Source organism: Furfurilactobacillus milii (assembly GCF_009864005.1).
In the GTDB taxonomy this organism is placed as follows: domain Bacteria; phylum Bacillota; class Bacilli; order Lactobacillales; family Lactobacillaceae; genus Furfurilactobacillus; species Furfurilactobacillus rossiae_B.
The window spans coordinates 333,494-359,239 of record NZ_WEZQ01000005.1 but is presented as its reverse complement, the minus strand read 5'-3'; the positions used below and the strand labels follow the sequence as shown (position 1 = coordinate 359,239).

Here is a 25,746-nt window from a genome sequence, read left to right as displayed (position 1 = left end):
TGGGGGAAACTGAATTGGAAGCAACATTAACTACCATGACCAACCTTGAATTCGGAAAGATGGTCCAGGCTGCCTCGAAACGTTTGACGAGCCAGGCAGAATTTATTAATTCGCTCAACGTTTTTCCGGTGCCCGATGGTGACACAGGCACCAATATTTCACTGGCGTTTGCTAGCGGTGCAAAATATGAACGCGAAGTTACGTCAACTTCTGTTAGTGATCAGGCGGCTGCTTTAGCCAAGGGATTGTTGATGGGTGCACGTGGTAACTCCGGTGTTATCACATCACAGATTTTTCGCGGCTTTTCAAAGAGTGTTGACGGTAAGCAAACACTTAGCGCTAAAGACTTTGCTGAGGCTTTAGCAGCCAGTGCTCAAACAGCTTATAAAGCGGTTATGAAGCCAACGGAAGGTACTATCTTAACGGTTATCCGTGAGGCTGCCAAGGCTGGTCGCGATAAGGCAAACGAAACTGATGATATTGCCGTTGTGATGGATGCCGTATACGCAGCGTCTCAGAAGGCTTTAGCTTCAACACCAGATTTACTACCCGTCTTAAAGCAAGTTGGCGTGGTGGACTCTGGCGGTCAAGGGTTGGTATTCATTTTCCAATCTTTTGATGAAGTCTTGAACGGAAAGTCTACTGACTCTGATATTGATACACCAGACGATGCTCAAATGGATGAAATGATCAACGCGACTCATCATCGCAGTGTGCAGGGTGAATTAGATCCCAATGATATCAAGTACGGTTACTGTACTGAAATTATGGTGCGTATTGGTGGCGGACAGCAAGTTGACCGCAAGTTTGATTATGATGAATTCTATCAGTATTTAGCTGGTTTAGGCGATTCATTGTTAGTGATTAATGATGATGAAATCGTTAAAGTACATGTGCACACCGAGCACCCCGGAGATGTCATGACATGGGGTCAACACTTTGGTGATTTAATCAAAGTTAAAGTTGACAATATGCGCCATCAACAAGAAGAAATTATGGAAAAGGATCAGGACGAGGTAACCACTAAGACTGCTACCGGTGTTGCCCAACCTGTCGCCGCACCAGACACTGCGGTGATTTCCATTTCTGCTGGTGATGGTGTTGCCGAGCTATTTAAGAGCCTGGGTGTCACGCACGTGATCAACGGTGGTCAGACCATGAATCCAAGCACTGAAGACATCGTCAAGGCGATTAATGCCAGTGGTGCCAAAAAGGCGATTGTGTTACCAAACAATGGCAACATCTTTATGGCCGCTGACCAAGCTGCTAAAGTTGCTGATGTGCCAACTGTGATTGTTCACAGTAAATCCATTTCGCAAGGGATGACAGCTCTGCTAGCCTATAATCCTGATTCAGAATTGGATGCTAACAAGCAGGCAATGGAAGATAATTTGGACACTGTGAAGAGCGGTCAAGTAACTCATGCCATTCGTGATACAACCCTTGATGGGATTGAAATCAAGAATGGTGAGTTTATGGGCATCATTGATGGTTCCATCAAAGTGACAGATGCATCGTTGCTTGGTGCTGCCACCAAGATGGTGCAAGCTATGATTGATGACGACAGTGAAATTGTCACGGTGATTTACGGTGCCGATGCAACGGAAGCTGACGCTTCATCGCTAGAAGACGCGATTATGGCGTTGGACGATGAGCTTGAAGTCGAAATCCACGAAGGTGACCAACCGGTTTATCCGTTCTTGGTTTCCGTTGAATAATTAAAAACAATTGTAAAATTCCTATTCCTGTACTCTAGGTTTAGGAATTTTTTGATTTAGTAATAGCTTTTTAACTTAGTTTTGCCTATTGTTTTGGATGACGTTTTTACTCGTGTTAGGTCGTAAATTGTTCTTTTTCTATTGCTTATCTGTCGTTTTTTGCCCGTCTTTGATACGATAAGAGTAATGCATTTACTTCAGATTAAATCACACTGCCTAATTGGAAGGGAGGTTTCAAAATGTCTGCGCCGTTAAAGTCAATCGAAGATCCAGTGACACAATTAAGCGGCGTCGGTGAACAACGTGCCGCTGCGCTAAAAACGTTAGGTATTCAAACGATTGCTGACTTATTGGAATACTTCCCATTTCGTTATGATGATATGGCTGCTAAGGATTTGTCCAAAGTGACTGAGGGTGAAAAAATCACTCTGAAAGGCACTGTAGCAAACGAACCGACAGTCGTCAGATTTGGCAGAAAAAAGAGTCGCTTAAACTTTCGCTTACTTATCGGTCATGACGTCGTCGGTGTTACTTTTTTCAACCAACCGTGGTTGGACAAACAACTGGCAATCGGTCAAGAAACGGCCGTTTACGGTACGTGGGATGCTACTCGAAAGAGCCTGTCCGGGATGAAATTAATCACCAGTAGCGATAAGGCAGCGTTTGGCGCCATTTATTCGACAAACAAGCATATTCGTCAGAGTACGATTGCTCAACTGGTGAAACAGGCGTATGAGGCCTATCAGGACGTAATCTATACGGTTTTACCCGCAAAATTGATTGAAAAATATCGCCTTTTAGATCGTCGAACAATGATTCATGACCTTCATTTTCCGAAGGATCCAGAGGCGGCCAAAGCGGCACGGCGAACGGCCGTGTTTGAAGAGTTTTTCTTGTTTGAATTACGTTTGCAAATGATGCGGGTAAAAGATCACCAGGCATCTGGTATCAGTATTGAATACGATAATGAAGCGTTAAAAGATTTTATCAAGACGTTGCCGTTTGAACTCACCAATGCGCAAAAGAAAGTGGTTAACGAAATCTGTGCGGATCTAAAACGACCACTTCACATGAACCGATTACTCCAGGGAGATGTTGGTTCCGGTAAAACAATCGTGGCGGCCATTGTTATGTACGCAGCCATTACTGCGGGATATCAGGCCGCGCTCATGGCGCCAACTGAAATATTGGCTGAGCAACATGCACGTAATTTGGCCAATATTTTTAAGGATTTGCCGATCAATATCGTTTTGCTGACGGGATCAACAAAGGCAAAGGCTCGTCGCGAGGCATTGAAACATATTGCTAGTGGTGAAGTAAACTTAATTATTGGCACGCACGCCTTAATTTCAGACGATGTGGTTTATCACCAACTTGGTTTGGCAATTATTGACGAGCAACACCGGTTTGGTGTTAACCAACGACAGGCCCTGCGTCAAAAAGGGCAACATCCAGATATATTGGCAATGACGGCGACACCGATCCCCCGAACCTTGCAAATTACCGCTTATGGCGAAATGGATGTTTCCATTATTGACGAACTACCGGCAGGCAGAAAACCGATTACTACCCGTTGGATTCACAGCAATCAGGTTGAAGCTGCGATGGATTTTATCCGCACCCAATTAGCCGCTGGTCAACAGGCGTATGTCGTCACACCGCTAATTGAAGAGTCGGAAGCACTGGACGTCAAGAATGCTGAGGCGATTTATGACCATTTAAGTGAAAACTTTGCGCCGGATTATCGAGTTGGTTTGTTACATGGCCGGTTGAAAAACGAGGACAAAGAAGCTGTCATGAATGCCTTTAAGGCTGATGATTACGACGTGCTGGTATCAACAACTGTAATTGAAGTCGGCGTGGACGTGCCGAATGCTACGGTAATGCTCATTTTTGATGCGGATCGCTTCGGCTTGGCACAACTACATCAATTACGTGGTCGAGTCGGTCGGGGGTCAGTTGCGTCAACGTGTATTCTTGTTGCAGACCCTAAGACCCAGGACGGCATTGCTCGAATGCAAGTCATGACGGATACAAACGACGGTTTTCTTTTGGCTCAAAAAGATTTAGAATTACGTGGTTCTGGAGATTTGTTGGGTACGAAACAGTCTGGGGTACCAGATTTCCGAGTCGGCGATCCCGTTGCGCAGATTAAAATTTTGCAGATTGCTCAACAGGAAGCGATTGCTTTGGTGGATCAGCCTAATTGGCAGACTCAACCAGATAATCGTGAATTGGCCGGTTACGAACAAAGCGAATTAAAACGACATTCAACGCTTGATTAGCGTTATGCCTAAAAAGTTGCGGTTGAGTGCTTAATCGCATGACTTGAATGATGTGAGTAATTTCTTTTTATAAAAACGGGTTTAGAAAGCGAAGGTAGAACTGTGAAAGTTGCTGTAGATGCAATGGGCGGCGATAATGCCCCAGAAGAGATTGTCAAAGGTGTTGAGTTGGCTCGGGACAAATATCCTGACATGTCCTTTCAACTCTTTGGACCGGAAGAGCGAATTAAAGCGTTGGTTCAAAACGATGATCGTATTACTGTTGTGCCCGCAAATTCCGTCATTGCGATGGAAGATGAGCCGGTGCGCGCGGTGCGGACGAAAAAGGATTCATCCATCGTGTTAGCCGCAACTGCCGTTAAGGAACATACGGCAGATGCATTTTTCTCTGCTGGCAATACGGGTGCTGTCCTTGCCGCGGGATTGTTTATTATTGGTCGTGTCAAAGGAATCGATCGACCAGGCTTAACGACTACGTTGCCAGTTGTCACTGGGGATGCTACTGGTAGTTTCACCATGTTAGACGTTGGTGCTAACGCTGATTATAAGGTTACCAACATTGAACAATTTGCTGTGTTAGGCAATTTTTACGGTCAAACCGTGATGGGTATCAAAACACCTCGCGTTGGTTTACTGAACAACGGTACCGAATCGGATAAGGGTGACAAGGCGCATCGTGAGGCATACCAACGATTGTCAGAAATGACAAACATTAATTTTATTGGTAATGTGGAATCTCGCGAATTGTTAAATGGCGCGGCTGACGTTGTTGTGACAGATGGTTTTACTGGAAATGCTACGTTAAAGGCCATTGAGGGAACAGCACTGTCCATGATGACGTTGATTCGTTCAAAAATCATGGCCTCTACCAAAGCTAAAATGGGCTATGTATTGAGTCGTAATGCGTTTCACCAAGTTGGTCAAGTCATGGATTATTCCAAGCATGGTGGGGCAGTGTTGCTCGGTTTGAAAGGTGCAGTAATCAAAACTCATGGTTCTTCGAAAGCAGAAACCGTTCGCAATACAATGGGTCAGATTCATCAGATTATTGCTAGCGGATTAATTGAACAAACAATTGACTATTTTGATACTTCGGCGGACCAAACGAACGCGGATAACACTGAAAAGTAGCTTCGAGAGGTAGACATTTCGCCCCTAAAACGATAGACTAAATGACTGTAAAACACTTATGAGAAACTAGGTTAAACATGACTAAACAGGAAATTTTTGATAAAATCTCTAAAATTATTGAAGACCGGTTTGAAGTTAGCAAGGACAAGATTACTAATGACCTTAACTTTCGAACTGATTTAGATGCTGATTCCATTGATTTCGTTGAATTTATCATGGAACTAGAAGATACTTTTGGCGCCGAAATTTCGGATGATGATGCCGAAAAATTGACGACCATTGGTCAAGTGGTCGATTACATTTATGATCATCAGGAAAAAACTGACTAAGTTTGGTAAAGCCGCCTCACAGGCGGTTTTTTTAAACAGTCAGTTTATGTAAAAATGCATTGTCACAATAGGACTTAAGGAGCGTTCACATTGATTGCAGGACTAGAAGACGAGTTAGCAAAACGATTTGATATTCATTTTCAGCATCCGGAACTACTGGACGAGGCGTTTACACAAGCCAGCTACGTAAATGAACATCCACATCAAAACTTGAAGTTTTATGAGCGAATTGAATTTTTAGGTGATGCGGTGCTTCAATTGACCGTATCAGAGTACATTTATAAGCGGTATCCAGAAATGCCACAAGGTAAGTTGACACGGCTACGTGCGGCAATGGTTCAAGAGGCTAGTTTTGCCAAGTTTGCACTAGAGTGCCATTTTGATCAATACATCCGTTTGGGTCGCGGAGAAGAAAAAGAGGGTGCCCGTCACCGCTCATCATTACTTTGTGATATTTTTGAATCCTTTATTGGCGCATTGTATTTGGACCAAGGCAAAGATGCCGTTGTTGCCTTTATCACAAAGGTTATTTTTCCCAAACTTGATGCAGGCTGGTTCGATCATGCGATTGACTATAAAACGGCATTGCAGGAATGGCTACAACGCGATGGCGATGTCATTATTGATTACGAGCTTAAACGTGAAGATGGCCCCGAAAACGATCGCAACTTTACGATGACCGTTGCTGCAGATCAAAAGATTATTGGTGAAGGCACCGGTAAATCAAAGAAAAATGCGGAACAAGCCGCTGCGTTACAAGCACTTCAAAGCCTTCGTGGTCAACAAGAAACCTTAGTGACGCATGGTAAGGACGAACTCGATTAATTAACGGATGGATGTTGCATGAAATTAAAGGCCTTAGAGATCAGCGGCTTTAAATCGTTTGCTGATAAGACAAAAATTGAATTTATGCCGGGCATGACTGGTATCGTCGGCCCGAACGGAAGCGGTAAAAGTAATATTATTGAAGCCATCCGTTGGGTTTTAGGCGAGCAGTCTGCGCGTGATCTTCGTGGAACCAAAATGACTGACGTGATTTTTGCCGGCGCAGCGAACCGAAAGCCACTTAACCGGGCGGAAGTCTCGATTACGTTTGATAACAGTGATCATTATCTAAAGAGTGATTATGCTGAAGTTCGCGTTACACGGCGTCTTTTTCGTAACGGGGAGTCTGAGTATCGGATCAATGGTAATCAGTGTCGGCTTCGTGACGTTGTTAGTTTATTCATGGATACTGGCTTAGGTCGAGAATCATTTTCGATTATTAGTCAGGGGCGTGTTGAAGCCGTTTTTAATAGTAAACCGGAAGACCGCCGCACAATTATCGAAGAAGTAGCCGGTGTCTATAAGTACAAGCAAAATAAGGACAAGGCTGAAAAAGAATTAGGCACGACTCGCGAGTATTTGAACCGGGTCAATGATATTATTGCGGAACTGGAAAGCCAGATGGAACCGTTGGCTGAGCAAAGTGCCATGGCTAAGGACTATCTTGATCAAAAGCACCGGTTTGACGATTTGGATAAATCTAGATTGGTTATTGAAATTCAGGATAATCGACGCGCTAAGCACGAGGTCGATCAGAAAATGACCCAGGCCAAGATGCTTGTGAGTGACTATGAGCAACAAGTAAAAGACCAAACGCAAGCTGTCGCAAAGATGAAACAGCATCAAACAGAATTGCTGAACAAAAAAGATGCTTTGCAGAACAAACAGTTAACACTTACGCAGCAAGTTGAGCGGTTAACGGGTCAACGGACTAATGCCAGCACTAAAACAGCCTTTCAACAGCAACAGTTGGAAGAAGTGCAACATGCACTAAGCGAAGCAAAGACAAATGCACAAAAAGTGAGTGCTGATAACGATACTTTAAAGGCGGCTATTGCTACTCAACAACAGGCCATTGACGAAGCCAGTAGTGTCGTTGCAGGCCTTAAAGATGGGCAAAACAAACAGCAACAAGTAACGTTAGAAAGCAAAATTAGTCAGTTACAAGACGCATACATTGAGCAAATGCAGTCACTGACAACCTTGCACAATGAGTTGCATTATTTGGAACGGGAACATGAGCAAGGTGGTCAGGCCCGCGCCCACCTTTCGGATGAAGCTGGCAAAGCCCGTGCAGAATTGGATCAATTAACGGCCCAGCGTGATCAATTAGCAGCTCAACTGAGTGTTAGTAAATCCAATCAGGACAAAGTACGTGCTAGCTTTAAGGATGCTGGTGATAAGTACCATGAGCTTACAGAAGCCTTTGAAAAAGCACAAAAAAATTGGTACAACGCGTTAGGCGTGCAACAACGGGCCAAGGCCCGTGCGGATAGTCTGGCAGCTTTGAATGAGGAGCACGCTGGTTTTTATCAAGGTGTTAAGGCGATTTTGAAGCAACGAAACAAGTTTAGTGGCTTAATCGGTTCAGTGGCGGATCTCATCACCGTACCTAAGGATTTGGTCAAGGCCATTGAAACGGCTTTAGGAGCTCAATTACAGCAATTAGTTGTTCGTGATGAGCAGACAGCCCGTGATGCAGTGCATTATTTGACCCAGAAACGAGCCGGGCGAGCAACCTTTCTGCCATTAACGACCATCCATGGCCGTCGACTGTCATCAGCACAGCTGTCAGCAGTTTCATCCACCAACGGGTATGTCGGCTTGGCGGCGGAATTAGTGACGTTTGATCAGTCATTGGAGCCAGTCATCGATCATTTGCTGGGAACCACTGTTGTTGCAACTGATTTAGATGCTGCGATTGCGATTGCGAACATCGCTGGTCATCGCTTTAGAATCGTCACACAAGATGGTCAGGTCATGAATGCCAGTGGTTCGATTACTGGTGGGGCCAATCGAAATGCTCAGGCAGGTCTATTAAGCCAGCGCGCTGAACGTGATGAACTGACAGCGGCTATTGCAGAAATGCAGGCCAAATTGGATCAACAGGAACAACATGTTGCTGATTTACAATCACAAGTCGACGCCATGGCTAGCACGGGGACAGACTTACGAAATCAAATGAACGATGCTGATACTCAGGTTCAGCAGCAATCAGGTCAATTAGAGCTGCTCGGTGATAAAATTAAGGAAGCCAAGCGAAAGCTTTCTGCTAGTCAGTTTGAACGTGACCAACAGGTTCAGGATGCAGCTGATTATGAATCACAGTTAGCAAAGAACAGGTCCAACACAGTTGCAACTGAGCAACAGCTGGCGACAATCAAAGAACAACGTGAACAAGCACAACGGGACTTGACGAGTTTAACGGCAGACGATGAAACGAAAGCGACTCAGTTACAAGAAAAGATGACTTGGTTAGCGACTGCTAAAGCGCAATTAGCTGCTAAAGAAGCTGATTACCAGCGGGGCGTGCAATCCTTGAAGGATCTTACTGACCGTCAGCAATCATTATCTGATCGTTTGAAATCGTTGCAAACGAGCCAATCGGTTTCGGGGATGTCAATGAGTGAAGTTGCTGCTCAATTGACCAAATCGCAGGCCGAAGTTAAGCAAGTTGTGAAGCAGTTAAAACAAACAAATGCTGACTTGACGGAATTGAGTGATCAATTAACGACTGGCGATGCCGAGTTAACGAGGATTCAGGGGCTTCAACGTGCATCTCTGAGTGAGATGAATGATTTGAGTGCCCGTCAATCCCGACTGGAAACATTGTTAGATAATGATTTAAATACGTTGAGCGAAACCTATCAATTGAGTTTCGAAGATGCTCAAGCTGGTTTGAATGACCTCGATCCGAATGAGATTAGAAAGCAGTTGAAGCTACTCAAGCGTGGTTTGGATGAAATTGGTGATGTGAATATTGGCGCGATTGACGAATACCAGCGTGTTTCAGAACGTTATGATTTCTTGGCACGCCAACAGTCAGATTTATTGACCAGCCAACAGCAGTTACAGGAAACTATGACAGAAATGGACGGAGAAGTTCAGACGCGATTCAAACAAGCGTTTGATGACGTGGCCAAGGCTTTCAGCAAGATTTTCGTCCAGATGTTTGGTGGTGGTAAGGCGCAACTCGTTCTAACTGATCCGGAACACTTATTGACGACTGGAATCGACATCATGGCACAGCCACCTGGCAAGAAGTTCCAGCGAATGAGTTTGCTTTCAGGCGGTGAGAGAGCCTTGACTGCGATTACACTCTTGTTTGCGATTCTTGACGTGCGGCCCGTTCCGTTTGCAATTCTCGACGAGACAGAAGCGGCCTTGGACGAAGCCAATGTTACGCGGTTTGCCCGTTATCTGCGCGATTTTGCGGGTGATACACAATTCATTGTCATTACACATCGCAAAGGCACAATGGTGAACGCAAACGTGCTGTACGGGGTCACTATGCAGGAATCGGGTGTTTCAAAAATGGTTTCGGTTTCTCTCGATGATGTTGAAGCTGTGTCATAATAAATTTAAATTTGAGAAGGTGAAGAAATGGGACTATTTGATATTTTTCGTCGTCGAAACGCTGAAGAAAATAAAAAAGACTCAGGTCAGGCCAGTGAAAATTCTGAAACGGCCTCGCAATCGGCGGTCGGTTCAGAATCTGCTCAAGCTGCTAATTCCGACTCTGAACGAGTTAAAATAGCAACCTCCATTGAGCCTAGTCAGGATCATGATAGCCAGTCTGGCCATTATTCGCAGACGCCTTCATCGGCTAACAGCCAACACGGTGAGCCGGATGAAGCGATGGAATCGGTAACAGGAAGCACTGCGGCATCTAGTGACGCCTCATTAGTAACTGACGAGAGCAACGATGCTTCTGCACAAAAATCTGGCTTAAACGCGGACTTAGACAGAAACGAAGACCATCAACAATCAACTGCAAGTGTTTCCTCGTTAACGGACAGCCAACCGTCTGAGGCAAAGTCGGCCGTTGCTAGTAGCAACGTTACAAGTGGCCTGACGGCGCGGCAGTCTGTCGCTAATTCGATAGCGGCGGCTCGTCAATTGGCACATCGGACCGCTTCACTGAGCGCAGATGCTGCTGAAAAAAGCGCATCAGAACAACGAGCATCTGAATTAGCGTCTCAAAGTGAACAAGCCAGTCAGTCAGTTACGGGTGAGTCTGTTATCAGTACATCTGTCAGTGTCTCCGAAAATAACGTATCTGAGTCTGAGTCGAGTGAAGCATCTGAGTCAGCGACAGATACGCGAACGGATGCTGAACTTTATGATCAGGGATTAGCCAAGTCGCGTAAGACGCTTGGTGATCGTTTAAATGCGTTCTTAGCTAATTTCCGGTCTGTTGATGAAGATTTCTTTGATGATCTTGAAGAAACGCTGATCGGCGCTGATGTTGGTTTCAATACTGCAGTTCAGATAACCGATGAGCTTCGCGACGAAGTTAAATTGAAAAATGCGAAAAAGCAACAGGATGTTGAAAACGTGATCGTAGAAAAGTTAGTCAACTTATACGATCAGGATGGTGCTGACGAAAACATTGCCGTCAACATGGCTAAAAGTGGACCTACCGTCATCTTCTTCGTTGGTGTCAACGGGGTTGGGAAAACCACAACGGTCGGGAAAATGGCTAACATGTACAAGCAACAAGGTAAAAAAGTTTTGTTGGCTGCGGCCGATACTTTTCGTGCTGGTGCCATTGAACAGTTACAAGTATGGGGACAACGCGATGGCGTTCCCGTAGTGGCGTTACCTGAACGTAGTGACCCAGCCGCAGTTGTTTTTGACGCAGTGCAACGCGCAAAAGATGAACACTTTGATATTTTGATGGTTGATACGGCTGGTCGTTTGCAAAACAAAGTTAATTTGATGAACGAGTTGTCAAAAATGAAGCGTGTGTTAACGCGTGAAATTCCTGAGGCTCCGCATGAGGTCTTACTCGTGCTAGATGCCACAACAGGTCAAAATGCGTTGAACCAAGCAAAGACGTTTGGCGAGATTACAGCCGTTACTGGTATTGTATTGACGAAGCTTGACGGTACTGCTAAAGGTGGTATCGTGTTGGCAATCAGAAATGAAATGCATTTACCCGTTAAATTTGTTGGTCTGGGCGAACAAGTCAACGATCTGCGACCATTTGATGCAAACGAATTCGTTTACGGACTGTTTAAAGGATTGATTAAAGAATAGTCAGGTTTTTAAATTAAGCGTTAATTATAAAAACAATAAAAAGAAGGACTGCCGGCAATGTCGACAATCCTTCTTTTCTTATATCGATGCACGAGGTGGGGTTCGAACCCACAACCCTTGGTTTCGAGGACCAATACGCTATCCAGTTGCGCCACTCGTGCATAACTTGATTACACTACTAATACTAGTGGTTTCGATTGTCTTCGTCAATTGCAATGTTATCAGTGCAAAGGGTAAACTATTTGTTGAAAAATTTTTTTGATTTCAAGCGATGATTTACGCGGGGCAATAATATGGAAATTGATACGACAATGCTACAACAGGCAATTATGGCTAATAAGGCAGCTCATAACTGGAACACGACTGATGTGCGGTTTGAACTTTTACAATTGTACAGTGAAACAAGCGAACTATTTGAGGCTACTTTGAAAAAAGATCAGGACAACATTATTGAAGAATTGGCCGATGTTGCAATTTTCCTACCGGGCATTGCTGAGATGGAACACGTCGATTTGGGTGAGGCCATAACAGCCAAACTAAGAATTGATCAGCACCGTGTTTATGATGAGCAAGGGCATAAACGGTTGATGCCGGACAAATCGCCCAAAAAGAACTAATTCTTTTGATTGACGTGGCTGTGCAGTGTTCTTTAGTGAGTCAAAATGTTAAACTATTACGGTATCGGGAATAATGAAGGGTGCGTGGAAAGATGGAAATCGCAAAAAATGATCGCATAAATTCATTATTTGAGTTTTATGAACCGTTACTGACGGAAAAACAAAAAGCTTATATTGAACAATATTACGGCGATGATTATTCTCTTGGCGAAATTGCAGAAAACTTTGACGTAAGTCGCCAAGCCGTTTATGACAATATTAAACGAACAGAAAAAATTCTGGAAGGTTACGAGCAAAAATTGCATCTATTTAGTGATTTTCTCAAACGTAATCAGGTGGCTGATGAAATTTCCGGTTATGTACGACGCGCATATCCTAGCGACAAACAGCTAATTCAGTTAGCTGACCGACTTGAAACAACAGAAAGCGATTCTGAATAAGCAATTATTCAGAGTCGCTGACGATGGAGGAATGACACATGGCCTTTGAAGGGCTTACTGAACGATTACAAAATGCAATGAAAACACTGCGTGGTAAGGGCAAGGTCTCTGAAAGTGACCTTCGTGAAACCATGCGGGAAATTCGGCTTGCCTTGTTGGAAGCTGATGTTAATTTTGATGTTGTTAAAACATTTGTTAAAACGGTACGTGATCGTGCCATGGGTAGTAAAGTGCTGGATGGTTTGAATCCAGCTCAACAAATTGTCAAAATTGTGAACGAAGAACTCACAAAAACGATGGGTTCTGATGCTTCAGAATTAAATAAGGCACCAAAAATTCCAACAATTATTATGATGGTTGGTCTTCAAGGGGCCGGGAAGACCACGACTGCTGGTAAGTTAGCCAATAAGTTGAAGACTGAACAACACGCTCGACCATTATTCATTGCGGCCGATGTTTACCGTCCCGCCGCGATTGATCAGTTGGAACAAGTTGCTCAACAAATTGATGTTCCAGTCTTCCAATTAGGGACTGATGTTGATCCCGTGGAAATTGTTCGCCAAGGTTTGGCGAAGGCCGAAGCCGATAAAAACGATTACGTGATTATCGATACGGCTGGTCGTTTGCAAATTGATGAACAGCTGATGGATGAACTGGCTAACATTAAAAAGCTAGCTAATCCAACTGAAATTTTGCTGGTTGTCGATGCGATGACCGGTCAAAATGCGGTCAATACGGCGACTGGATTTAATGACAAACTGGATATTACCGGTGTCGTCCTGACCAAGCTGGATGGTGATACGCGTGGTGGTGCTGCACTGTCAATTCGGGCCGTGACTGGCAAGCCAATTAAGTTCGTTGGTGAAGGCGAAAAGATGTCCGATCTGGATACTTTCCATCCAGACCGAATGGCCTCACGAATCTTGGGTATGGGGGATATGCTTACCCTGATTGAAAAGGCTCAACAAGTTTCTGATGAGAAGCAAGCTGCTGATTTGGAACAAAAGATGCGGGAAAATTCGTTTGACTTTAACGATTTTCTCGATCAAATGGACCAGATGAACAAAATGGGTGGCATGGAGAGTATCATGAAAATGATTCCAGGATTGGCTAACAATCCTGCGCTCGCCAATGCCCAAATTGACCCTAAGGATCTTGCCCACATGCGTGCGACAGTGTATTCGATGACGCCACAAGAGCGTGAACATCCCGAGGTGTTAAACCCGAGTCGTCGCCGTCGAATTGCTGCTGGGGCTGGTCGACCTGTTCAAGAAGTCAACCGGATGATTAAGCAGTTTGATCAAATGAAAAAGATGATGAAACAGATGTCTAACGGTAATATGGGTGCGTTGGACCAAATGGTGCCAGGTGGTTTAGGCGGCATGATGGGCAGCGGTTCTGGAATGTCAGGTCGTTTAGGCAAAATGGCGGTTAACCGAATGGTCCGTCAAACAAAGAAGAATAAAAAGAAGCGGCTTAAGAAGAACAAACGCCGTCGCTAATAGAAAATGACTTGTGAATGCCCAATTTTTTGAAGGCCGCAAGTCATTTTTTTGTTTGTCCAAAAATCGTGTAAACATTCATTTCAGGATGCTTTAAAAAATTCCGTGTTTTAATTCGAAAGTCAACCGTTGGTGATGAAAAAAATTTTCGACTAGGCATAGGGTAATGATTTTAATAGACCAAATAAGGGGACGGATTTATCACCCATATTGAATAAACATTTACTATTTCAAGCATTTATTTAATGAAGCTCTAACACTTCTAGTTTAAAAATTTTCAAAGTCGCTAAAATTTTTTTCATATTTTTCAGCATTGTTTGATATATGACATTGTTTCCGATCTGTGTAAGCGCTATGCTAAATACGTGAAAACACTTTCAAAATTGGAGGGATGTTGAATGGCAATCGTAGTTTCTGCGCTTAAAGAAGCCGATGGCGAGAATCGTGTCGCAATGACACCTGACATCGTTAGTCGGTTAGTTAAGAGCAACTATGAAGTTTTAATTGAACAGGGCGCCGGGGTAAACGCGTTCTACCCAGATGACGCCTACACCAAAGCTGGTGCAAAGGTCGTTAGTCGGGATGAGGCCATTAATCAGGCTAGTATCATTGCCATGATTGACAAACCAAGCGCCGCAACAATTCAGCAGTTAAAGGCAGGTCAGGCAATTATTGGCTTGTTGGCACCATTGACTGATCAGGATACGGTGAAGGCACTTGCTGATAAAAAGGTTAGTGCGTTAGCTTTTGAGCTACTGCCACGGACTGTTTCGCGTGCGCAAACAATGGATGTGCTCAGTTCACAATCCAGTGTTGCAGGTTACAAAGCGGCTTTATTGGCGGCAGATCGCTTCTCACGTTACTTCCCAATGATGATTACCGCTGCTGGTACCGCCAAACCGGCTAAAGTACTAGTTTTGGGTACCGGTGTCGCTGGATTGCAGGCCATTGGGACAGCCAAACGTTTGGGTGCAGTTGTATCGGGTTATGATGTCCGTCCGGCCTCACGCGGCGAAGTTGAATCGCTGGGGGCCACGTTCTTGACGACATCTGTTTCAGGTGCTGGTGAAGGCGGTTATGCTCGTCAATTAACACCTGAAGAAACGCAACAGCAACAAGATGAATTGGCTGGTTTCATTGCAGAGAATAATGTCATCATTACTACGGCGCAAGTGCCTGGTCGAAAGCCACCATTGTTGGTAACTCAAAAATCCGTTGATGAAGCAAAACCTGGGACGATCTTTGTTGATTTAGCCGCTAGTGACCTTGGCGGTAACGTTGCTGGTTCAAAACCTGCGACGACGGTAACAACCGACGCTGGGGCGCAAATTATTGGTGCTGGTGACATGGCAAGTCAGTTGCCATCCGCTGCTTCCGATATGTTTGCTAAGAACGTTCAAGCGGTCATTACTTACATTACTAAAGATGACCAGTTGACACTGGATGTGGACGATGACGTTATTGGTGAACTATTGGCTACCAAGGATGGCGAAATTATTAGTAACCGTCTGCGTGGGGCAATGAAGTTGCCAGAGCGGAAAGCTGCTGAGGAAACTGTCAGCGCTTCAAGTGAGGCTGCCAAAGATGGTCAATCTACGTCTAAAAATGATTCGAAAGGAGCTTAGCCGTCATGAGTCAGGAATTATATACCAACTTGGCCATCTTTGTGATGAGTCTGTTAGTTGGATTTGAAGTTATGAGTAAGATTCCGTCAACGTTACAAACGCCCATGATGTCTGGGGCAAACGCCATTCACGGGGTTGTTGTCGTCGGTGCATTTGTGATCGCTGCGGAAGCAAACAGTTGGATCTTTTATGTTTTAGCCTTTCTAGGCGCTTTCTTCGCCGCGGTTAACGTGGCTGGCGGTTATACCGTTACAGACCGGATGCTGGGTATGTTTAATCGTCCTAAGAAATCTGCTTCAAAGGAGGATGAGAATAAATGAGTGCGTTAACGACTGTTGCTTCTTTAGTTTATTTGATTTCCGCCGTTTGTTATGTGATTGGTGTGCACTTAATGCGGTCACCGAAAACTGCTCGCCGTGGTAATGGTTTATCTGCAGTTGGGATGTTCTTAGCCGTGATTATGATTGTGATCACGATCATCGCTGAGGGCAAGATTACTGGTACCGGTTGGGTTGTATTGATTCTCGGTCTAGCACTTGGTGTTTGGTACGGGGTTGCCCGTGCACGCAAGGTGCCAATGACGGATGTGCCTCAATTGGTTAGTTTGTTCAACGCTGTTGGTGGTGGTGCTGCCGCTGTAATTGGGATCTTCGACTACGCGGTCAAAGCGGGCGGCACCCACTTGAGCGTTGCCTTTTCACTACCAGTTTTACTAGATGTTATTATTGGTGGAATTACATTCTCTGGTTCGCTGATTGCGACCGGGAAATTATCTGGTCATGTTCCAGGTAAGCCAATTACATTCCCAGGCGCTCGTCTGGTCAATGTGTTAGTTGTCATTGCTATTTTAGTGGCTGCCTGGTTAATGATTGGTTTGCCAACAAATGTTTGGTTCATGGTGCTTGGCTTAATTGCCAGTTTGGTCTTTGGTCTGTTAATGACCTTGCCAATTGGTGGGGCTGATATGCCGGTTGTTGTTTCACTGTTAAATGCCTTTACTGGGTTGGCAGTTGCGTTTGCCGGGTTTGTTATCGATAATCAAGTATTGATCATTGCTGGGGCATTGGTTGGTGCTGCAGGGACGATCTTGACCTTACAGATGGCTGATGCGATGAACCGTTCAGTTGCCAACATCCTTGCCGGTGGTTTCGGTACGGGCGATAGCAACAGCAGTTCTGCTGCCGATGAAACACCCGTTAACGTTAAAGAAACGTCAGCTGACGATATTGGCTTGCAACTCGCTTATGCTAACAATGTCATGATCGTTCCTGGTTATGGGTTGGCTGCTGCTCAAGCGCAACATGAAGTCGCTGAGTTGGCCAAACTGTTGACGGACAATGGCATCAATGTCAATTACGCCATTCACCCAGTTGCTGGGCGGATGCCAGGACATATGAATGTGCTGTTGGCGGATGTTAACGTGCCTTACGACCAGATGAAACAGATGGAAGAAGCAAATTCCATGTTTGAAAACACTGATGTTTCACTTGTTATTGGGGCAAACGATGTTACCAACCCATTGGCTCGCGAAAGTGGTAATGCCATTTCTGGGATGCCGATTCTGGATGTTGATAAGTCGAAGTCCGTGGTTGTTATCAAACGGTCAATGAGCACAGGTTATGCTGGTGTTCAAAATCCACTGTTCTCGATGGATAACACGCAGATGTTCTTCTCCGACGCAAAGAAGGGTCTTGCTGACATCATTGCATCGACTAAAGAGTACATTAACCAGTAAGATGAGTAATTGTTCGTGATGAATAGAAAGACCATTTCGATGGATAAACTTTCATTGAGATGGTTCTTTTTATTGTCTTCGACAGAATTTGGCGCAGTTCAATATAATGGGTTAACGCTTGTGGTTGAATTCATTAAAAGTTCTTTCAGTTACCAAAATAACTTAAGAGTGTTATGTTGGTGGCGAAGGAAGGCGTTTACATGAGTGAAACAGAGGACTCAACGACTGAACAGTTTAAGGTCAACGAGCACGTGGTATGCAAACGATTCACAGGTTTGCCAAGAAATTTTAAAGGCACAATTGTGAAAGTTTACGATCATGCGGTGCTGTTGAAACTAAACGTAAAGGACTTCACAGCCCGTTATCAATCCACATTAGATGACCTTAACGACAAGGTTGTCATTGCGAAAAAATTAGTCGTACCGACACCGGTTGTATAAGTTTTTGGTGATAAAAGATGTTTATGCTTGCTCTATGGTCTAATTAGGGTTAAAGTATAGTCATTGTATTGATAGTTCGGTAGTAAGTGTACTAGTTCTTTTGAATGACAACCTTTCTCGCCCGGCTTTAGATGCAAAAATTAATTTGCGCAATGCGCATGGAGGTTTCATTCATATGGAACAAGGTACTGTTAAATGGTTTAACGCTGACAAGGGTTACGGCTTTATTACTCGCGAAAACGGTGACGATGTATTCGTTCACTTCTCAGCTATCCAAGGCGACGGCTTCAAGACTTTGGACGAAGGTCAACACGTTTCCTTCGATGTTGAAGACAGCGACCGTGGCCCACAAGCTACAAACGTTAACAAAGACTAATTTTAATAATTAGATTTTAAAGAGCATTCACATTTGTGAATGCTCTTTTTTTGTGTTTGACTTTAGAAATTACGGCTTCATTTGCTTCTCTTGCTAGGGATCGAGTAGCTCATTTTAAAAATAATCCTGTAGTAATACAGGTGTAATGAATGTTTCGATGATAGCTGAGACAACATACAACAAAGGAACAATACTGCACATATCAATTAATAATGTTGACCACTGAATCGCTGGTGGACATTGAGTTGGATGACAGAGCTGGTGGATTGACTGCTGAATGTATTTAGTAATCTGAGCCGCAATACAAAATGTTAATATTTGCGCGGTGATTTCAAATATTCCATGAGGCAGAATGCCCAAAAATAAAGTCGCAATTGGTTGAGAACCAACTAGAACTATACCAACAGTTAAGGCATTAATGATGGCAAATAGCCAGTAGCAGGGCAAGGGTAAGAAAGCAACGCTGACACAAAACCATGCAAGGCCATAATTGCGTTCAAAAAGACTGAGAACATTTTGCCAGTTGTTTAAACGGCCACTAGTATTTACGTTAAGGCCGAGTGTAAGACCATCGCGGGCAGACTGACCATCTAAGTGAAAGACATAAAAAATAGTCGGTACAAGCAACCAGATTAACATCATTATGATCGCGAAATAAACAAATTGTGGCCAATACAGTGCCCATCTTTTTTTAAAGTAATTAATTTGCACGTGAACACGTCCCTAAATGAATTACATTTAGCATACAACATTTCAATGAATGAAAGAATTAGCAATTGGACCTGATTCGCTCACAGTTTGTTGTTATACTAAAATAAATGATAGAAATACGATGGCATTTTTAAATGAGTTAAGGGGATTAAACAGGTTAACTTATTTTTCAAGGTCATTATTTTGAATGACGGGAATGAGCAAACGGTAATGTCAAAAAGATGGGTAAAGCGATGGTTAGTTTCAATTGGCGTGAGTGTGTGTGCTTTAACATTAGTATCAATAATTCATACGCCTTCTGTATCAGCTGCCACTTATACTAATGCTGAACAGCGACAAATCGATAAGCAGCGTAAAATGTACCATAAAATTAGTCAACGTGAGTATGACGATCACAATAGTTACGCACGACGCCCGTCTTTTAAAAAGCATTTGGTGGCTGGCAAACTTTCCAATCAGTATCAGACGCAATTATTGGCATCACTGAATTTTTATCGTCAAATTGAGGGATTGCCAACTGTTCACTACGAATTTAATACTAATCAACAAGCCCAAACTGCAGCGGCTGACATGGCTGCCGCTAATAACTTTCAACATGGTTTAAAGGGGATCGAACGACCGGGAATTGTTAGTCAGCAACAGTGGCAAGAAGGTCAGCAAATCACCCTTAATAGTAATATTGGTGAAATGAACGTGCCAGAGCGTCTTGACGCAACTATGGGCAATTACATTCGCGACAATTTCAATGTGGAGGGCAACAATACTGGTCATCGTGCGTGGTTGTTGTCTCCGGTTATCCATAGCGTTGGCATAGGCGTCGCACACCGTCCTAACGCGACGTTTGCCTACAGTGACATTTATTTTACGGATCAGGCACAACGAGCCGTCACGTCCAATCGCGCTGTCGTAATCAACTATCCGACCACCGGTGTTTTTCCGAAAGAGCTTTTAACGAGTGACGTTAAAAATCGCCCCGTTTATTGGTCGAGTGCTTTCACCATGGAACAAGGGACAACAGGCAGGGTCCAAGTACAGGTCACTGACTTAACTGCCAAACGGACGGTTAACGCATCTCACGTCAATCTTGATCGTACGAATCATTTTGGCCAGTTTGCTTCAATCATTACTTACCGGCCATCCTTAAAGATTGTAAATGGTCACAAGTATCGTGTTCGTTTGACGGGACTAACTCAGTATCCTAAGGGTTATCAGTATCAATTTAAGCCATTTTCACTTGCCCGTGATGCTTCACATTAAACGTAAAAAAGGTATCAGCCTCTGACTTCCAATTAAATGGGATGACAGAGGCTGGTACCTTTTTTGATAATGCGTTCATTAAACTATTAAAAGCTGCTGAGCAAGTCCTGCATTTTATTAACGATGCCGTTAACGCCACTATCTTTTAGTGTACTGCTAGCATCAGAAGGGCTGGAACTATTTTCTAAATCACCGACTGTGGTCGACAGCTTATTTAGCTGAGATGACATGGTACCACGAACGACAGCGTTCGAATTTCCTTGTTGCACTTGTTGCTGAAGATCTGAAACTTGTTGCTGAAGAGAGGAAATCGTGGACTCATATTGTGCTCGATCGTTACTATCTTTGTAGTCATTAACCGCTTGTTGGGTATTTTTAACGACGGTAGTCATTTCTTTGACTTGCGATTTTAAACTGCCAACCTTGTTAGATAAGCTGCTGTTTTGAGAGGTTAAGGATGCTTGTTGCGATGAGGCAGCGGCAGATGATTCAGCAGCCTTAGAAGATGCCTCGGCGCTGCTAGCGGCCGCTGCAGAGGAACTGGCGGCCAGACTGGAAGAAGAAGCCTCGGCTGCCTGATTTGCTGCATTTTGGTGAGCGGAAACACCCCAAATGATGAGCACCAGTACTAAAAGTGCAGCGACGCCTCCAATGATCAACCGTTTTGGACGACGACGTTTACTTTTGGGCTGGGTAGCACCTGAAGCAACTTGACTCGCGGCAGCAGACTCTGGTGCGGATTCAACAACAATCGGGGAATGGCCGTCAAGATCGGCTTCCGTATTGACAATGGTCAAAGTGAAGGCAGCACGGCCGACATTTCCCCGGTCGTCCATCACGGCAACGGGTACCTGATGCTGACCTGCGACTGAAAAATCAATATTTTCAAGATTGGCGTTCAAATGGGCGGTGAGGTCTGTGCCCCGACTGTCCATTGCTGTCGCGCCCACAGCTTGCAATAACCGTGCATTCGTGGGACGATTGATCGCGTCCGTTTTAACAATCCGCAATTGTGGATGAAGAAAGCTAATACGCGGATCCGAATTATTTTGCATATGAAACTCCTTTTTAGTGGATCGTTTTTATCGAATTAAATGTACTGTTAATGTATCATAGCGCTTTTATTATGAGGTTTAAGTTTTGCCAATCTTGACCAGACTTTAAGCATCTTAACTTTTTTTACAGAATTGTCGAGGGTTGAAAATCTGCGTTAGAGTGGGATAATTTCAACTGTAAAGAAAAACCTCTTGACACCCTAGGTGAGTTTAGATAAACTAGTACACGTTAAGAAATTGAGGGAGGAAATCTCATGTCTGTAAAAATTCGTTTAAAACGTATGGGTTCTAAAAAGCGCCCATTCTACCGTATCGTTGTTGCTGACTCACGTTCACCACGTGATGGCCGTTTCATCGAACAAATTGGTACTTTCAACACTTTGGTTAACCCAGCAGAAGTTAAATTAGATGCTGAATTAGCAATGAAGTGGCTAAACAATGGTGCGCAACCTTCTGACACTGTTAAAAACATCTTCTCACGTGAAGGTATCATGAAGCAGTACCACGAAGCTAAGTTCACTAAGAAGTAAATTCGAGGCGACAATTCATGAGTACGAATCAAAATAATCGTTTATCAGTCGATGCAGTTGCTTCACTAATCCAAACGTTGGTCCAACCACTTGTTTCACATCCTGATGCAGTTTCTGTACAGGCGGAACAGGGGGACCGTTTTATGAATTATTCATTAACGGTTGCGCCCGATGATATTGGTGAAGTTATTGGCCGTCATGGTCAGGTTGCGCAAGCAATTCGCACATTGGTGTACAGCATTCGGACGGTTGACCAACAAAAGGTTCGTTTGATTATTGTTGACGAGAATAAATAAGGGACCTGAGAATGATTATTTCTCGGTCCTTTTTTTATAATATTTATTAGTTAGCTGTGAGAACACCACTTATATTTAGTTATAGAGTGTTTGCTGTTGCACGTTAAATGTTAAGGAGATTGGAATGGCATTTTACACCATTGGTAAAATTGTAAATACACAAGGTCTGAAGGGAGAACTTCGGGTTATCTCCAGTACTGATTTTCCAAAGTCACGTTTTAAGGTTGGCAGTCAGGTTTACGTCACGGCACAAACGCCGGGCGCGCACCAAGAAAAATTAACCATCGCCTCCTCAAGACCCCACAAAAGTTTTATCCTCATTACTTTTACAGGAATGAACGATATTAATTTGGTTGAAAAATATAAGGGCGCTGATCTGTATGTTACGGAAGATCAGCAGCAAAAATTGCCTGAAGGTCAATATTATTACCGTGAAATTATTGGGCTTCATGTTATTGACGAACATCAACAAGACCTTGGCACGATTTCTGAAATTATGGCGCCTGGTGCAAATGATGTCTGGGTGGTTAAGCGACAAGGCAAGTCTGACTTGTTGTTACCGGTGATTGATCAAGTTGTTAAAGATGTCGACATCGCTAATGGTGTCGTTCATATCGAAATGATGGCGGGGTTGGACAGCGATGAGAATTGATATTTTAAGTCTCTTTCCGGACATGTTTAGTGGGCCATTAACTGAGTCCATCGTTGGTAAGGCTGTTGATAAAGGAATTCTAGATATCAACGTGACTGATTTTCGTCAGTTTACGACGGATAAACATCATCATGTCGATGATACGCCTTATGGTGGTGGCGCTGGTATGCTGTTAATGCCGCAGCCGATTTTTGATGCCATGGATCATGTTGAACAAGAAGCGGGTGATCGAGGGCGCGTGATTTTACTCGACCCGGCTGGCGTTCCTTTTACCGAGCATGTTGCGGAAGACTTTTCTAAAGAGTCACATTTGACATTTATTTGTGGCCATTATGAAGGTTATGACGAACGGATTCGTCATTTAGTCACCGATGAAGTATCCCTAGGCGATTACGTGCTAACCGGTGGGGAGCTTGGCGCTATGGTCATGATTGATGCAACGGTTCGATTGATTCCTGACGTGTTGGGAAATACGGATTCAGCGCCCGGAGATTCATTTAGTAACGGTTTGCTGGAGTATCCGCAGTACACACGTCCGGCAGATTTTAGAGGCATGAAAGTGCCTGAGGTGCTGACAAACGGTAATCATCAATTGATTGATCAGTGGCGTGAAACAGAGTCCTTGAGAAGGACCTATCAACGGCGACCAGACCTGCTTGATAATGCCGAATTGACGGTTTCACAACGTCGTTTATTAGCTGATGTCATAGATGAAGAAACGCGGGGCTAAGTGCGTTTGATAAGTTTGCGGCATTACCTGGTCCGCAGAACTCATTAATTCTGTAAAGGAAAATGCCTTTACAAATGCGCTTGTTCTATGGTAATCTAGTTTGTGGCTTTGAGCCCAATACTACCAATATTCCGCTGGCGGGATGCCCGTTTATGAATTTTGAGTGAAAGGAAGTTCTCACATTATGAGACAGAACCAATTAATTGAAAAGATCACCGCAGGGCAACTTCGCGATGACATGCCAGATTTCCGTGCCGGCGACACTGTTCGTGTTTTCGCACGAATTGTTGAAGGTACTCGCGAACGTATCCAGTTATTCGAAGGTGTTGTTGTTAAGCGCCGCGGTGCTGGTATTTCCGCAACGTACACTGTTCGTAAGATCAGTAACGGGATTGGTGTGGAACGGACATTCCCAGTTAACTCACCACGAGTTGACCACGTTGAAGTAACTCGCCATGGCCGTGTTCGTCGTAGTAAGCTTTACTACTTACGTGCATTGCATGGTAAGGCAGCCCGGATCAAGGAAGCACGTCGTTAAGATTTGCGATTTGAGCCAAACGTCATTTGTCTTCGGACAGGTGGCGTTTTTTGCTGGCTTAATTATTGCTTTTCAAAAATACTAAAAAACCACCATCATTACCGTTAGCACGTCGAAAAAGGACAATACCAATGGCAGTGATGGTAGTTTTTATCTATTGACTAAAAAATGTTTAGTCGGTGGTGTGATGTTCCCGGTTTGCATAAAAAGCCCAGGCAATACAGCCAAAAATCAGTGGACCAGCAACAGTCGCAATGGCGGTTACCCAATCCTTTTCCAAAAATGGTTGCAGAATGGAGAAACCAATTCCGATGCTTAACGTTACCATCACAACAGTAACAACGAATATCATCCAGCGATGTGAATGGTAGGCGACAAACGGACGTGGACGATCTTCTCTCTTGAAATAAGGAAAGGCACCTACCAAGAAGAGGTAAGGCAAGGTGGTTGACACATTACTCATTGACGTCAGCACATTATAGAAGAACTTAGCATCTTTGTGGGTAAGCACAGACACTAATGAAATCCCTGCGATAAAGATGACAACCGCGGTAGCTTGCATCCACATCGCAAATTCTGGCATATCATGCTTGTTCAAACGGGTCATTTTCTTAGGCCAAAGTTCTTTAGGTGAACCTAAAATAAAGGATTTTAGAGGTGAGTATATCAGGACAAAGAAAGAGCCTAAATAAGCTAAAAACATACTGATTCCGGCAAAACGTGAAAATACCTCGCCCAAAATATGAGCACTAGAAGCTGATAGACCAATTGAGAGGCCAAGAATATCCCCTAGGTTCTCCATTAATACATAAGTAATGTTACCCAAATTAACGTTCCCGTGAGCAATCACCATACTCCAGTTTGTTGAAATCCCCCATAAAAAGATGGTAAGTGAGTAGCTAATCCCAATGACAATGGTGCCAATCAAGATGCCCCGAGGAAATGTTTTTTCAGGTTTGTCCAGTGAGTCAGTAACCCCACCAATGGATTCCAAACCACCGTAAGCAAAGATGGCATAAATGACAAAGCTGATCATCGCAATGGGCGATTGGAATTGTGGATTTGGTGAAGTGGCAAAGTCGGATAAATGGTTAACTGGCTGGGCCAGTGTAAAATGATTAGCGATTAAAATGATGAGGCTAGCAAGTACTAAAATCACGTTAAGCGCCATAATGGCAATACCACCAACTGATGAAACCTTAGCGATGAAGGACATTCCACGTGAGGCTGCCCAAGTAATGGCGATGATCCACAGACAGGCGAGTAGGCCAACTGTTAACGTTGAGTTCAAGCCTAGAAAATGCCAATTGTTCGTGGTGTCGTGACCGCTAATGATGGTTGAAAGAGTGATCCAAACTTTTTGCGAAATCATAACTTGCCAGATGATCCATGCTGATAGCCAAATGAAGGTTGCAATGAAGGACCATTTTTCACTAATGGACGCATCCAACCATGAATAAATGCCACCCTTTGATTCCTTCAACGAGGAACCGTATTCAGCGAACATTAAACCACTGGGCAGAAAGAATAACAGTGCGCCCAGTAAATACCAGAAGATTGCGCCGTAGCCCATTTGTTCAAAGGCTGCCGGAGTGTTCCCAAAACCAAAAATAGTGGTGAAAATCATTAAGACTAATGCCCCAAGTGACAGGGTCTTTTTCTTTTCCATTTGTATTTACTTCCTCAATATCA

The 25,746-nt window shown here is 44.0% G+C and carries 24 protein-coding genes and 1 tRNA gene; 21 read left to right on the top strand and 4 right to left on the bottom strand.

Features of this window, described 5'->3' with window-relative positions:
• Positions 1-35: 35 nt before the first annotated feature.
• The 7 genes from GB993_RS04480 (at position 36) to ftsY (ending at position 11,550) form a co-directional block, all read left to right on the top strand.
• Positions 36-1,718 (top strand): DAK2 domain-containing protein, encoded by a 1,683-nt coding sequence (locus tag GB993_RS04480; RefSeq protein ID WP_161003391.1) that lies wholly within the window; start codon positions 36-38, stop codon positions 1,716-1,718.
• Between the two features lie 239 nt (positions 1,719-1,957).
• Positions 1,958-4,003, top strand: coding sequence for an ATP-dependent DNA helicase RecG (recG, locus tag GB993_RS04475; protein ID WP_161003256.1), 2,046 nt, complete (start codon positions 1,958-1,960; stop codon positions 4,001-4,003).
• Between the two features lie 102 nt (positions 4,004-4,105).
• Positions 4,106-5,134 (top strand): phosphate acyltransferase PlsX, encoded by a 1,029-nt coding sequence (gene plsX, locus GB993_RS04470; protein ID WP_161003255.1) that lies wholly within the window; start codon positions 4,106-4,108, stop codon positions 5,132-5,134.
• Positions 5,135-5,211: 77 nt separating this feature from the next.
• A complete protein-coding gene (gene acpP / locus GB993_RS04465; RefSeq protein WP_017261790.1) occupies positions 5,212-5,463 on the top strand; it encodes an acyl carrier protein in 252 nt (83 codons plus the stop codon).
• Positions 5,464-5,553: 90 nt separating this feature from the next.
• Entirely contained in the window at positions 5,554-6,288 is a 735-nt protein-coding gene (gene rnc, locus GB993_RS04460) for a ribonuclease III (protein ID WP_161001409.1), read from the top strand.
• Between the two features lie 18 nt (positions 6,289-6,306).
• Complete coding sequence (gene smc / locus GB993_RS04455; RefSeq protein ID WP_161003254.1) at positions 6,307-9,864, top strand: chromosome segregation protein SMC; 3,558 nt, start codon at positions 6,307-6,309, stop codon at positions 9,862-9,864.
• Between the two features lie 27 nt (positions 9,865-9,891).
• Positions 9,892-11,550, top strand: coding sequence for a signal recognition particle-docking protein FtsY (gene ftsY / locus GB993_RS04450; protein ID WP_161003253.1), 1,659 nt, complete (start codon positions 9,892-9,894; stop codon positions 11,548-11,550).
• An 87-nt stretch (positions 11,551-11,637) separates the two neighbouring features.
• On the opposite strand, the gene GB993_RS04445 is transcribed toward ftsY, so the two are convergent.
• A tRNA-Arg gene (locus GB993_RS04445) sits at positions 11,638-11,711 on the bottom strand.
• Positions 11,712-11,843: 132 nt separating this feature from the next.
• Between GB993_RS04445 and GB993_RS04440 the strand changes: the two genes are divergently transcribed.
• From GB993_RS04440 to GB993_RS04405, 8 genes are all read left to right on the top strand, one after another.
• Complete coding sequence (locus GB993_RS04440; RefSeq protein WP_161003252.1) at positions 11,844-12,167, top strand: MazG nucleotide pyrophosphohydrolase domain-containing protein; 324 nt, start codon at positions 11,844-11,846, stop codon at positions 12,165-12,167.
• Between the two features lie 92 nt (positions 12,168-12,259).
• On the top strand, positions 12,260-12,607 hold the full coding sequence (locus tag GB993_RS04435) for a putative DNA-binding protein (protein WP_161003251.1): 348 nt from the start codon (positions 12,260-12,262) through the stop codon (positions 12,605-12,607).
• A 38-nt stretch (positions 12,608-12,645) separates the two neighbouring features.
• Entirely contained in the window at positions 12,646-14,109 is a 1,464-nt protein-coding gene (gene ffh, locus GB993_RS04430) for a signal recognition particle protein (RefSeq protein ID WP_161003250.1), read from the top strand.
• Positions 14,110-14,507: 398 nt separating this feature from the next.
• Positions 14,508-15,734 (top strand): NAD(P) transhydrogenase subunit alpha, encoded by a 1,227-nt coding sequence (locus tag GB993_RS04425; protein WP_161003249.1) that lies wholly within the window; start codon positions 14,508-14,510, stop codon positions 15,732-15,734.
• Positions 15,735-15,739: 5 nt separating this feature from the next.
• Positions 15,740-16,054 carry an NAD(P) transhydrogenase subunit alpha part 2 gene (locus tag GB993_RS04420; protein WP_161001403.1) on the top strand — a complete coding sequence of 105 codons (315 nt, stop codon included), beginning with the start codon at positions 15,740-15,742 and terminating at the stop codon, positions 16,052-16,054.
• Positions 16,051-17,469, top strand: coding sequence for an NAD(P)(+) transhydrogenase (Re/Si-specific) subunit beta (locus GB993_RS04415; protein WP_161001402.1), 1,419 nt, complete (start codon positions 16,051-16,053; stop codon positions 17,467-17,469). Before GB993_RS04420 ends, GB993_RS04415 begins: the two co-directional genes overlap by 4 nt.
• A 200-nt stretch (positions 17,470-17,669) precedes the next feature.
• Positions 17,670-17,909 (top strand): hypothetical protein, encoded by a 240-nt coding sequence (locus tag GB993_RS04410; RefSeq protein ID WP_017261800.1) that lies wholly within the window; start codon positions 17,670-17,672, stop codon positions 17,907-17,909.
• Positions 17,910-18,084: 175 nt separating this feature from the next.
• Complete coding sequence (locus tag GB993_RS04405) at positions 18,085-18,285, top strand: cold-shock protein (RefSeq protein WP_017261801.1); 201 nt, start codon at positions 18,085-18,087, stop codon at positions 18,283-18,285.
• 114 nt (positions 18,286-18,399) lie between these two features.
• Here GB993_RS04405 and GB993_RS04400 read toward each other — a convergent pair whose 3' ends face one another.
• A complete protein-coding gene (locus GB993_RS04400) occupies positions 18,400-18,996 on the bottom strand; it encodes a stage II sporulation protein M (RefSeq protein WP_161003248.1) in 597 nt (198 codons plus the stop codon).
• 210 nt (positions 18,997-19,206) lie between these two features.
• Here GB993_RS04400 and GB993_RS04395 point away from each other — a divergent pair, with 210 nt between their 5' ends.
• Positions 19,207-20,253, top strand: a complete 1,047-nt coding sequence (locus tag GB993_RS04395) for a CAP domain-containing protein (RefSeq protein ID WP_161003247.1) — start codon at positions 19,207-19,209, stop codon at positions 20,251-20,253.
• Between the two features lie 86 nt (positions 20,254-20,339).
• Here GB993_RS04395 and GB993_RS04390 read toward each other — a convergent pair whose 3' ends face one another.
• Entirely contained in the window at positions 20,340-21,308 is a 969-nt protein-coding gene (locus GB993_RS04390) for a hypothetical protein (protein ID WP_161003246.1), read from the bottom strand.
• A 254-nt stretch (positions 21,309-21,562) separates the two neighbouring features.
• Between GB993_RS04390 and rpsP the strand changes: the two genes are divergently transcribed.
• The 5 genes from rpsP (at position 21,563) to rplS (ending at position 24,054) form a co-directional block, all read left to right on the top strand.
• Positions 21,563-21,838 carry a 30S ribosomal protein S16 gene (rpsP, locus tag GB993_RS04385; protein WP_017261805.1) on the top strand — a complete coding sequence of 92 codons (276 nt, stop codon included), beginning with the start codon at positions 21,563-21,565 and terminating at the stop codon, positions 21,836-21,838.
• Between the two features lie 17 nt (positions 21,839-21,855).
• Positions 21,856-22,134 carry a KH domain-containing protein gene (locus tag GB993_RS04380; protein WP_161001355.1) on the top strand — a complete coding sequence of 93 codons (279 nt, stop codon included), beginning with the start codon at positions 21,856-21,858 and terminating at the stop codon, positions 22,132-22,134.
• Between the two features lie 124 nt (positions 22,135-22,258).
• On the top strand, positions 22,259-22,786 hold the full coding sequence (rimM, locus tag GB993_RS04375; protein WP_161001354.1) for a ribosome maturation factor RimM: 528 nt from the start codon (positions 22,259-22,261) through the stop codon (positions 22,784-22,786).
• Positions 22,776-23,516 (top strand): tRNA (guanosine(37)-N1)-methyltransferase TrmD, encoded by a 741-nt coding sequence (trmD, locus tag GB993_RS04370; RefSeq protein WP_161001353.1) that lies wholly within the window; start codon positions 22,776-22,778, stop codon positions 23,514-23,516. The genes rimM and trmD overlap by 11 nt, the downstream gene beginning before the upstream one ends.
• 184 nt (positions 23,517-23,700) lie before the next feature.
• The gene (rplS, locus tag GB993_RS04365; RefSeq protein WP_017261809.1) at positions 23,701-24,054 is read left to right on the top strand and encodes a 50S ribosomal protein L19; all 354 of its coding nucleotides are present in this window, start codon (positions 23,701-23,703) and stop codon (positions 24,052-24,054) included.
• A gap of 172 nt (positions 24,055-24,226) precedes the next feature.
• Here the strand turns inward: rplS and yjeM are convergent, their stop codons facing one another.
• Entirely contained in the window at positions 24,227-25,723 is a 1,497-nt protein-coding gene (gene yjeM, locus GB993_RS04360) for a glutamate/gamma-aminobutyrate family transporter YjeM (RefSeq protein ID WP_161003245.1), read from the bottom strand.
• Between the last annotated feature and the right edge of the window lie 23 nt (positions 25,724-25,746).

Coding starts and splice junctions, on each gene's coding strand:
- GB993_RS04480 (WP_161003391.1), top strand. CDS start 36: ATGACCAACCTTGAATTCGGAAAGATGGTCCAGGCTGCCTCGAAACGT.
- recG (WP_161003256.1), top strand. CDS start 1,958: ATGTCTGCGCCGTTAAAGTCAATCGAAGATCCAGTGACACAATTAAGC.
- acpP (WP_017261790.1), top strand. CDS start 5,212: ATGACTAAACAGGAAATTTTTGATAAAATCTCTAAAATTATTGAAGAC.
- smc (WP_161003254.1), top strand. CDS start 6,307: ATGAAATTAAAGGCCTTAGAGATCAGCGGCTTTAAATCGTTTGCTGAT.
- ftsY (WP_161003253.1), top strand. CDS start 9,892: ATGGGACTATTTGATATTTTTCGTCGTCGAAACGCTGAAGAAAATAAA.
- GB993_RS04440 (WP_161003252.1), top strand. CDS start 11,844: ATGGAAATTGATACGACAATGCTACAACAGGCAATTATGGCTAATAAG.
- GB993_RS04435 (WP_161003251.1), top strand. CDS start 12,260: ATGGAAATCGCAAAAAATGATCGCATAAATTCATTATTTGAGTTTTAT.
- ffh (WP_161003250.1), top strand. CDS start 12,646: ATGGCCTTTGAAGGGCTTACTGAACGATTACAAAATGCAATGAAAACA.
- GB993_RS04425 (WP_161003249.1), top strand. CDS start 14,508: ATGGCAATCGTAGTTTCTGCGCTTAAAGAAGCCGATGGCGAGAATCGT.
- GB993_RS04420 (WP_161001403.1), top strand. CDS start 15,740: ATGAGTCAGGAATTATATACCAACTTGGCCATCTTTGTGATGAGTCTG.
- GB993_RS04415 (WP_161001402.1), top strand. CDS start 16,051: ATGAGTGCGTTAACGACTGTTGCTTCTTTAGTTTATTTGATTTCCGCC.
- GB993_RS04410 (WP_017261800.1), top strand. CDS start 17,670: ATGAGTGAAACAGAGGACTCAACGACTGAACAGTTTAAGGTCAACGAG.
- GB993_RS04405 (WP_017261801.1), top strand. CDS start 18,085: ATGGAACAAGGTACTGTTAAATGGTTTAACGCTGACAAGGGTTACGGC.
- GB993_RS04395 (WP_161003247.1), top strand. CDS start 19,207: ATGTCAAAAAGATGGGTAAAGCGATGGTTAGTTTCAATTGGCGTGAGT.
- GB993_RS04390 (WP_161003246.1), bottom strand. CDS start 21,308: ATGCAAAATAATTCGGATCCGCGTATTAGCTTTCTTCATCCACAATTG.
- rpsP (WP_017261805.1), top strand. CDS start 21,563: ATGTCTGTAAAAATTCGTTTAAAACGTATGGGTTCTAAAAAGCGCCCA.
- GB993_RS04380 (WP_161001355.1), top strand. CDS start 21,856: ATGAGTACGAATCAAAATAATCGTTTATCAGTCGATGCAGTTGCTTCA.
- rimM (WP_161001354.1), top strand. CDS start 22,259: ATGGCATTTTACACCATTGGTAAAATTGTAAATACACAAGGTCTGAAG.
- trmD (WP_161001353.1), top strand. CDS start 22,776: ATGAGAATTGATATTTTAAGTCTCTTTCCGGACATGTTTAGTGGGCCA.
- rplS (WP_017261809.1), top strand. CDS start 23,701: ATGAGACAGAACCAATTAATTGAAAAGATCACCGCAGGGCAACTTCGC.
- yjeM (WP_161003245.1), bottom strand. CDS start 25,723: ATGGAAAAGAAAAAGACCCTGTCACTTGGGGCATTAGTCTTAATGATT.